Annotated in this window: 4 protein-coding genes; all 4 read left to right on the top strand. The window is 76.3% G+C overall.

What is annotated here, in order from left to right:
- Positions 1-2,274: FUSC family protein (locus ACFWUQ_RS15170; protein ID WP_384537883.1), on the top strand; the 2,274-nt coding region annotated here is incomplete at its 5' end.
- 182 nt (positions 2,275-2,456) lie between these two features.
- Positions 2,457-6,374, top strand: coding sequence for a Pls/PosA family non-ribosomal peptide synthetase (locus tag ACFWUQ_RS15165; RefSeq protein ID WP_384537881.1), 3,918 nt, complete (start codon positions 2,457-2,459; stop codon positions 6,372-6,374).
- Between the two features lie 88 nt (positions 6,375-6,462).
- Positions 6,463-7,821 carry a M1 family metallopeptidase gene (locus ACFWUQ_RS15160; protein WP_384537879.1) on the top strand — a complete coding sequence of 453 codons (1,359 nt, stop codon included), beginning with the start codon at positions 6,463-6,465 and terminating at the stop codon, positions 7,819-7,821.
- A gap of 273 nt (positions 7,822-8,094) precedes the next feature.
- Positions 8,095-8,688 (top strand): hypothetical protein, encoded by a 594-nt coding sequence (locus tag ACFWUQ_RS15155; protein WP_384537876.1) that lies wholly within the window; start codon positions 8,095-8,097, stop codon positions 8,686-8,688.
- Positions 8,689-8,776 lie beyond the last annotated feature (88 nt).

Below are 8,776 nucleotides of genomic sequence, written 5' to 3'. Positions count from 1 at the left end.
GGTTCCTGGTGGTCTACGACCGGCTGCCCGGCGGCACCGGGTACGGGAGGTACCGGCGACGCCGCGAGCGCCGCCCCGGGGCGCGGGCGGCGCCGGCCGTCCGCCGCCTACGCGGCCCCGGCCCGCCGCTCACTGCGGGTCACCCTGGCCGCCGGGGCCGGCTTCTACCTCTTCCTGTACGGGTTCGGCGAGCCCGTCGGCGCCACCTACGCCCTGTTCGCCGCGGTCTCGCTCGCCGGGCTCTCCCACATCCCGGGGACCGGCCGCCAGCGGGCCGCCCTCCTGGTCAGGCTGCTGCCCGCGGCCTGGCTACTGGTCGTCGCCGGCACCTTCCTCGCCGTCCGGACCTGGAGCGCCGTCGCCGGAATGCTGGTCATCGGCTTCGCACTGGCCTTCGTCGCCGCGGGCGGGCCCCGCCAGGCCGGTGCCACGCCCGGGCTGCAGCTCCTGTACATCCTGCCGTCCTTCCCCCCGTACGCCCCGGACACCCTGGGCGAGCGGTTGGCCGGGACCACCGCCGGGATCCTGCTGCTCGTGCTCGCCGAGGCCCTGCTGTTCCCCGAACCCCGCACCGTCGCCTACCGCGAGCTCGCCGCACGCGCCGCCGGACTCGCCGAGCGCTGCGCCGGCGAGCTGGCCCGGACACCGTCCGGCCCGGCCCCGCCGACGGTGCGGGCGGCCCGGGAGGCGGGCGAGGCGCTGCGGCCCTCCCGGGTGCCGGAGGCGGAGCGCCCGGCGGGACCCGGGGTCCGCTCCCGCGCCCTGGCCCACACCGGACTGGCCGGCCGTACGCTGCTGAACCGGCTGGTCCGGCTCCCCGCCGGTCCGCCCGCCACCGCCCCGACCGACGCGGAACGGGACCTGCTGCGCGCCGTCGGGCGGTCCGCCGCGGACAGCGCCGCACTGCTGCGCGGGGTGCCCGGAGCCGCGGCGGCGCCCCCCGGCCCGGCCCGGGAGCGGGCGCTGCTCGCGGCAGCTCCGACGGGCCCGGCCCCACCCACGGAGCTGCGCCGCCGGGCCGCACTGCTGGAAGCGGCCGACGCCGCGACAGCCCTGGCCGGGGCTGCGGCGCTGGCGGTACGGGGGCGGGCTGCCGCGGCGGGACTGCCCGCGGGCCGCTTCTGGTACGCGCGGATGCGGGCGCCCCAGTTGTGGTGGCGACGGCTGGTGGGGCACGCGGGGAGCCGGTCGGTCGTCTTCCAGAACGCGGTGCGCATCAGCCTGGCCCTGGCGGCCGCCCGCGCCGTCGCCGGCCTGGCCACGCTCCCGCACGGCTTCTGGGCGATGCTGGCGACGCTGACCCTGACCCGTACGACCTCGGGCGCGACCCGGGCCGGCATCCGGCAGGCGCTGGCGGGGACCCTGATCGGAGCCCTGTGCACGGCCGCGGCGCTCGCCCTGGTCGGGACGGACACCGAGGTGTACGCCATCGTCCTGCTCCCGCTCATGCTGCTGACCTTCACGCTGGGGCCGGTGAAGGGCGTCGGCTGGTCCCAGGCCCTGTTCGCGGTGGTGGTCGCCCTGGTCTTCGCCCAGCTCGCGCCGGCCACCTGGCGGATCGCCGAGGTCCGGCTGCTGGACGTCCTGGTGGGAAGCGCGGTCGGCGCCGTGTTCGGCCTGCTGGCCTGGCCGCGCGGGGCGCAGGACGAGGTGCGCCGCTCCGGCGCGGTACTGCTGCGCTGCGCCGCGGAGGCCGTCGTCGCCACCGCCGCCGCCATCGCGGCCGGCGGCGTACGGGATCCGGGCGCGCCCCCGGCGCACGGGTCGCTGCGGCGCGCTGTCGTCCTGGCGGAGTCGGCCTTCGCGCAGTTCCAGAGCGAACCGGGAGGCAGCCCGCGGGCGGCGCCGGGCCCGGACCGCCCGACCGGCGGTACGCCGCCGGCGGTCGACTGGCAGGCGGTCCTCCTGACCGGGCACCACACGCTGTGGGGCGCGGAGCGGGTCCTGGTGCCGCCCGCCCCGGCGGCGGGCCCGCCGGTCCCCGTGGCCGTACCGCCCCTGGACCCCGGGGTCGCCGCGGAGGTGACCCGGCTCGGGGACCGGGTCGCGGGGCGGATGCTGCTGCTGTCCTCCGTCCTGGACCCGGTCGGGGGCTCACTGTGGACACCGGCGCCGGACGCCGGCCCGCCGGAGGAGGACCTCGACGCCCCGGGGGCCGTACCGCCCGGCGCGCCGAGCGGCTACTACGCGGCGCGGGCCTGGCTGGAGTCGCTGCTGGCCGACCTGGACCGCATCGCCGACAGCGCCCCGCGACACGGCGCGGAGCAGGGGTGAGCCGAGGCGAGCGGATCGCGCCATCGCGGGGGCCGCGATCGTGCCACGCGCAAGGCTTCAACGGGAAAGTCCTTGATGTCGCACTAGACTGGTGGGTTGTTTGGCGCCGGAGTGGAACAACCCGGGTGGACCCGGGCTCCGCCGGCGACCCGGACGTTTCCGGGAATGAGACGCGAGGGCCCATGGCAGCCACACCTGAGCGCGGTGACCTCACCCTGCTCGACGGCGGGGAGTCCGGCGCCGGGACGAGCGAGGAATCCGGCAAGTCCGCCCGGTTCCGCGCCGGTCCCGCCGCCGCCCCCCGCACCCTGGTCGACATCTTCGAGGCCTCCGTACGGGCCCACCCCGACGAGCTCGCCCTCGACGACGGCACCACCCGTCTGACCTACCGGGCACTGGCCGCCGAGGTCGAGCGCCGCCGGCGCGCCCTCGCCGCCGCCGGCGTGGGACTCGGCGACCGGGTCGGCGTGCGCGTGCCGTCCGGCACCAACGAGCTGTACGTGGCCGTCCTCGCCGTCCTCGCGGCCGGCGCCGCCTACGTGCCGGTCGACGCCGAGGACCCCGACGAGCGCGCCGACCTGGTCTTCGGCGAGGCCGGGGTACGCGCCGTCCTCGGCGCGGGACAGCGCCTCGACGCCACCGGCCCCGCCGCGGGCCCCGCCGGCGCCGGGCGGCCGGACCCCGAGCACGACGCGTGGATCATCTTCACCTCCGGCTCCACGGGCAGGCCCAAGGGCGTCGCCGTGAGCCACCGCAGCGCCGCCGCCTTCGTGGACGCCGAGGCCGCGCTCTTCCTCGCCGAGGAGCCGATCGGACCCGGCGACCGCGTCATGGCCGGCCTGTCCGTGGCCTTCGACGCCTCCTGCGAGGAGATGTGGCTCGCCTGGCGCCACGGCGCCTGCCTCGTCCCCGTCCCCCGCTCCCAGGTGCGCAGCGGAGCCGACCTCGGCCCCTGGCTCATGGACCAGGACATCACCGTCGTCTCCACCGTGCCGACCCTGGCGGCGCTCTGGGAGCCCGAGACCCTCGACGACGTCCGGCTGCTGATCTTCGGCGGCGAGGCCTGCCCGCCCGAACTGGCCCAGCGCCTGGTCACCGAGGGCCGCGAGGTCTGGAACACCTACGGCCCGACCGAGGCCACCGTCGTCGCCTGCGCCTCCCTGCTGACCGGCGCCGAACCGATCCGCATCGGCCTCCCGCTGAACGGCTGGGACCTCGCCGTCGTCGACGAGTCCGGCGATCCGGTGCCCATGGGCGGCAGCGGCCAGCTCGTGATCGGCGGGGTCGGCCTCGCCCGCTACCTCGACCCCGAGAAGGACGCGGAGAAGTACGCCCCACTGGACTCCCTCGGCTGGCAGCGCGCCTACCGCAGCGGAGACCTCGTCCGCGCGGAACCCGAGGGGCTGGTCTTCCTCGGCCGCGGAGACGAGCAGATCAAACTCGGCGGCCGCCGCATCGAGCTGGGCGAGGTCGACGCCGCGCTCCAGGCGCTGCCCCGCGTCGCCGGCGCGGCCGCCGCCGTCCGCACCGCGCGCGGCGGGAACCAGCTGCTCGTCGGCTACCTCGTCGTCCAGGAGGGCTGGGACCGGGCGGCCGCCGTCGAGCGGCTGCGCGCCGAACTGCCCGCCGCCCTCGTCCCGCTCCTCGCCCCGGTCGACGAACTCCCGACCCGCACGTCCGGCAAGGTGGACCGGGACGCGCTGCCCTGGCCGCTGCCCGAGCTGCAGACCGGCGGACCCGCCGAACACCTCTACGGCACGGAGGCCTGGCTCGCCGAGCAGTGGAGCGAGACCCTCGGCGTGGGCGTCACCGGCGCCGCCGACGACTTCTTCGCGATCGGCGGCAACAGCCTCGCCGCCGCCCGGCTCACGACCCGGCTGCGCACCCGCTACCCGAGCGCGGCCGTACTCGACATCTACCAGCAGCCCACCCTGCGCAAGCTGGCCCGGCGGCTGGAGAAGTCCGTCCAGGACGACGGCGCCACCCGGACCGTCGCACCAGTACCCCCGCGCACCCAGGTGGCTCAGGTGCTGCTGCTGCTTCCGCTGTTCACCCTGGTCGGCCTGCGCTGGACGGTGGCGCTGCTGGCCCTCGGCAACATCCTGCACCGGTTCGGCGCGTACCCGTGGGCCCCGGGCGCGTCCTGGTGGCTCGTCGCCGCCGGCGCGCTCCTGCTCTACAGCGCCCCCGGCCGGCTCGCGATCGCGGCCGGCGGGGCCCGGCTGCTGCTGCGCGGGGTGCAGGCGGGCCGCCACCCCCGCGGCGGCAGCGTGCACCTGCGGCTGTGGACCGCCGAGCGGCTCGCCGAGTACGCGGGCGCGACCTCGCTCACCGGGTCCTGGCTGGAGCGCTACGCGCGGGCCCTCGGCGCCAAGGTCGGCCCCGACGTGGACCTGCACTCGCTGCCGCCGGTCACCGGCCTCCTCAAGCTCGGCCGCGGCTGCGCCGTCGAATCCGAGGTGGATCTCTCCGGCCACTGGCTGGACGGGGACCGGCTGGTGATCGGACCCGTGAAGGTCGGTGCGGGCGCCGTGGTCGGCACCCGCAGCATCCTGTTTCCCGGCGCCCGGGTCGGCAAGCGCGCCGAGGTGGCCCCCGGCTCCGCCGTGGTCGGCCACGTACCGACCGGCCAGCGCTGGGCGGGCGCCCCCGCCGTCAAGCTCGGCAAGGCCAAGCGCGCCTGGCCGGCGCAGCGCCCGCCGCGACCGCTGCGCTGGCGCGCCGTCTACGGGGCCACCGGCTTCTGCCTGCTGGCCCTGCCCGTGCTCGCGGCGCTGCCCGCCGTACTCGTGGTCAGCCTGTTCGTACCCGCCGGCGCCGGACTCGGCCAGGCGGTGCGCGGAGCACTGCTCGCCGTCGTGCCCGGGGCGCTCGCCTACGGGTTCGCGTACGCGCTGCTGCTGCTGGTCCCGGTCCGCCTGCTCAGCCTGGGGCTGCGAACGGGAACCCACCCGACGCACGGCCGGGTCGGCTGGCAGGCCTGGACGGTCACCCAGCTGATGGACCTGTCCCGGGAGACGCTCTTCCCGCTGTACGCCGGGCTGATCACCCCCGTCTGGCTGCGGCTGCTCGGCATGCGGATCGGCCGCGGCGCCGAGGTGTCCACGGTGCTCGCGCTGCCCAGCCTCACCACCGTGGGCGACGGCGCGTTCCTCGCCGACGACACGCTGACCGCGCCCTACGAACTGGGCGGCGGCTGGATGCGCGTCGGGCACTCCGAGATCGGCCGCCGCGCCTTCCTCGGCAACTCGGGGATGACCGCGCCGGGCCGGACCGTGCCCGACGACGGGCTGGTCGGCGTGCTGTCCGCGACCCCGAAGAAGGCCAAGAAGGGCAGCTCGTACCTGGGCCTGCCCCCGGTCCGGCTGCCGCGCTCGGCCGCGGACGCCGACCAGAGCCGGACCTACGACCCGCCCGCACGGCTGCTGTGGGCGCGGGGCCTGGTCGAGCTGTGCCGGCTCCTCCCGGTGTTCTGCTCGGCGGCGCTGGCCCTCCTGACCGGGGCGGCGCTCTGCGCGCTGGCGACCCGGACCGGCGCGGGCGTGTGGGGCGCGGCGCTGCTGTCCGGGGCGGTCCTGCTCGCCGCCGGCACGGCCGCGTGCCTGGTCGCGGTGGCCGCGAAGTGGCTGCTGGTGGGCCGGCACCGGGTGGGGGAGCACCCGTTGTGGAGCGGCTTCGTGTGGCGCAACGAACTGGCCGACACCTTCGTCGAGGTCCTCGCCGTGCCGTGGCTGATCGGCTCCGTGCCCGGTACGCCGCTGCTGGGCCTGTGGCTGCGCGCACTGGGGGCCGGGATCGGCCGGGGCGTGTGGTGCGAGAGCTACTGGCTTCCCGAGACGGACCTGGTGGTACTGGGCGACGGGGTCACCGTGAACCGGGGCTGTGTGCTGCAGACGCACCTCTTCCACGACCGGATCTTGCGGACGGATACTGTGGTCCTCCGCGAGGGCGCCACCCTGGGCCCGGGCGGAATCGTCCTGCCCGGCAGCACGGTCGGGGCCCGCAGCACCCTGGGTCCCGCCTCGCTCGTGATGGCCGGGGAGTCCGTGCCCGCCGACACCCGGTGGCTGGGCAACCCGATCGAGGCGTGGCGGTCCTGAGGGACGGTCCCGGGTCGCCCCGGGGGCGCGGTCGGGACGCGGTGCACCAGCACGTCGTACGAGCACAGCGCAGGGAGCGGAAGCGGCAGTGAGCGGCCAGCAGACAGCGGTGTCGGACCCGTACTTCCCGGCCAACGGCGACTCCCGTTACCGTGTGCACCGGTACGAACTCGCTCTGGAGTACCGCCCCGGACCCAACCGGCTGGCCGGGACGGCCCGGCTGAGCGCGATCGCCGGGCGGGCGCCCCTCACCGAGTTCCACCTGAACCTCGCCGAGTTCCGGATAGGGCGGGTCCTGGTGGACGGCCGGGCCCCCCAGTACACCCACCGGGGCGGCAGGCTCCGGGTCAGGCCCGCCAAGGCGCTGCCGGCCGGCGCGGCCTTCACGGTCGAGGTGCAGTGGGCGGGCAACCCCAAGCCCGTACGCAGCCCCTGGGGCGGCATCGGCTGGGAGGAGCTGACCGACGGCGCGCTGGTGGCCAGCCAGCCCGTCGGCGCGCCCTCCTGGTACCCGTGCAACGACCGGCCCGCCGACAAGGCCTCGTACCAGATCTCGGTCAATACGCCCTCCCCCTACACGGTGGTGGTCGGCGGGCGGCTGCTCACCCGTACCACCAGGGCCAGCACGACCACCTGGGTGTACGAGCAGTCCGCGCCCACCTCCAGCTACCTGGTCGGGCTGTCCATCGGCATGCACCGGACCGTGCTGCTCGGGGACCCCGGGCTCGACGGGGTCCCGCAGAGCGCACACGTGCCCGGCCACCTGCTGCCGGCGTTCTCCCGCGACTTCGCCCGGCAGCCCGCCATGATGCGGCTGTTCGAGGAACTGTTCGGCCCCTACCCCTTCGGCGAGTACGCGGTGGTCGTCGCCGACGAGGAGCTGGACGTCCCGGTGGAGGCGCAGGGCCTCTCCCTCTTCGGCACCAACCATGTGGACGGGGTCCGCGGAGCGGAGCGCCTCGTCGCCCACGAGCTGGCCCACCAGTGGTTCGGCAACAGCGTGAGCATCGCCGACTGGCGCCACATCTGGCTGAACGAGGGCTTCGCGAAGTACGCCGAGTGGCTCTGGTCGGAGCGCTCCGGCGGCCGTACCGCGCACGCGCTGGCGGTCGGCGCGCACCGGCTGCTGGCCTCGCGGCCGCAGGACCTGGTCCTGGCGGACCCCGGCCGCAAGCTCATGTTCGACGACAGGCTCTACCAGCGCGGGGGACTCGTCCTGCACGCCCTCCGCCACGCCCTGGGCGACGGAGCGTTCTTCCGCATGCTGCGCGAGTGGGCCACCGTGCACCGCTACGGCGTGGTGACCACGGCCGGTTTCGCGGCCCACGCGGGCCGCTACGCGACCGAGCCGCTGGACGGGCTGCTCTCGGCCTGGCTGTACGAGCCCGCGCTGCCGCCGCTCCCGCCGCCGCCGTCCGCGGGGCCGGCGGGCCGGCCGGCGCCGTAGCGCCACAGGCGCGTCCCCTCGATCGACCCCGGTGGTCACCGTCATCACGGTGGCCACCTTTTCGTTGTGCCCGCGAACCGGCGCCGGGGCTTATAGCGCGTATTCCGGTCGTGTCAAGCCACGACTTTCCGGAACGTGACCGGGGGGTGGCCGCCGGGGCTTACTTGTTTTGCGGGCCTCACCGGAAACGGAAACGCAAACGGAAAGAGAACCGCAATCGCCCCGAATACCCGGGGAACACCGAATTCCCTCTCTATTCAGTAGGAGAAAATCATGAACCGCAACATTCACACCAACAACGTTGTTCGCCCCACCCGCAAGGGCTTCCGATTCGCGACGCTGGCCGCTTCGGCCGCGATGGTCGCAGGAGGCGTCTTCCTCCCGGCGGCCGCCGCATCCGCGGCCCCGATGCCGGCCCACGTGGCTACGGCCCTCCCGGCCGCCGGCGGCGCCGGAGGGGACGGAGGCGCCGGTGGTGGCGGCATCATCGGCGGCGGCGGCGGCTCCGGCGGCTCCGGCGGCGGCAGCGTCCTGGGGACCGGCGGCAAGGGCGGCAAGGGCGGCGCCGGTGGCGACGGCGTGCTGGTCGGCGGTGGCGGCGGCGGCGGCGGTGGCGGCGGCGAGGGCGTCATCGGAGGCGACGGCGGCGAGGGCGGCAAGGGCGGCAGCGGTCTCTTCGGCGGCAACGCCGGAAACGGCGGCGGCGGCGGAGACGGTCGCCTGAAGGGCGGCAACGGCGGGAAGGGCGGGGCCGGCGGGTTCGGCGTCTTCCAGGGCGGCGCGGGCGGCAAGGGCGGTGTGGGCGGCCTCGGGATCTTCGGTGGCCTCGGCGGCGGCGGCGGCGCCGGCGGCGGCAGCATCTTCTGACCGCGGCACCTGACCTGACGGGGTGGAGGCCTCCGGGCCTCCACCCCGCCCCCCCCCCCCCCCCCCCCCACCCCCCCCCCCAACCCCC

This window comes from Streptomyces sp. NPDC058662 (assembly GCF_042716255.1).
Classification (GTDB): domain Bacteria; phylum Actinomycetota; class Actinomycetes; order Streptomycetales; family Streptomycetaceae; genus Streptomyces.
Note: the sequence above shows the minus strand (reverse complement) of the source record. Positions and strands in the feature narration are given on the sequence as shown.